1 protein-coding gene is annotated in these 806 nt (G+C 65.3%); it reads left to right on the top strand.

Features of this window, described 5'->3' with window-relative positions; all coding sequences use genetic code 11:
* Positions 1-806: AMP-binding protein (locus IF11_RS37435; RefSeq protein WP_037729474.1), on the top strand; the 806-nt coding region annotated here is incomplete at both ends.

Below are 806 nucleotides of genomic sequence, written 5' to 3'. Positions count from 1 at the left end.
TGGGTGTGTGTTTGCCGAGGTCGGTGGAGTGGGTGGTGGCTCTGTTGGCGGTGGTGCGGGCGGGTGGTGTGTATGTGCCGTTGGATCCGGAGTGGCCGGTTGAGCGTATGGAGTTTGTGACGGCGGACAGTGGTGTCCAGCTGGTGATTGATGAGGAGATGCTGGAGGTGCTTTCTGGGGCCTCGGCGTCTTCTGCTGTTCCTGTGGGGCGGGTGTCGTTGGACTCGGCGGCGTATGTGATCTATACGTCCGGCTCGACGGGGCGTCCCAAGGGTGTCGTGGTCTCCCATCGGGGTGTGGCTGGGTTTACTGCGGCGATGGTGGAGCGGTTCGGGCTTGACGCGTCCTCGCGCGTGTTGCAGTTGGCGTCGGCGGGTTTTGATGCGTCGGTGATGGAGTTGTTGATGGCTTTGGGTGGTGGTGGGACTCTGGTGATTCCGGAGGGCGGTCGGCTTTTGGCGGGGCAGGAGTTGCTGGATGTTTTCGCGGGGGAGCGGATCACGCATTCGCTTGTACCGCCGACGGTCCTGGGCAGTATGCCGGCCAGTGATCTGCCTGACCTGCGGGTATTGGTGACGGGTGGCGAGGCGCTGGGCGCCGAGCTGGTGGGACGGTGGTCCGCCGGTCGCGCGATGTTCAACGCGTACGGTCCGACGGAAGTGACCGTCGCGGCGTCGGTCAGCGGGCAGTTGGAGCCTGCAGCGGCGGGTGTTCCGCCGATTGGGGTTCCGGTGGCGGGTGCGCGGGTGTGGGTGCTGGATGGCTGGCTGCGTCCGGTGCCGGTGGGTGTGTTGGGTGAATTGTAT

Source organism: Streptomyces scopuliridis RB72 (assembly GCF_000718095.1).
Taxonomy (GTDB): domain Bacteria; phylum Actinomycetota; class Actinomycetes; order Streptomycetales; family Streptomycetaceae; genus Streptomyces; species Streptomyces scopuliridis.
Note: the sequence above shows the minus strand (reverse complement) of the source record. Positions and strands in the feature narration are given on the sequence as shown.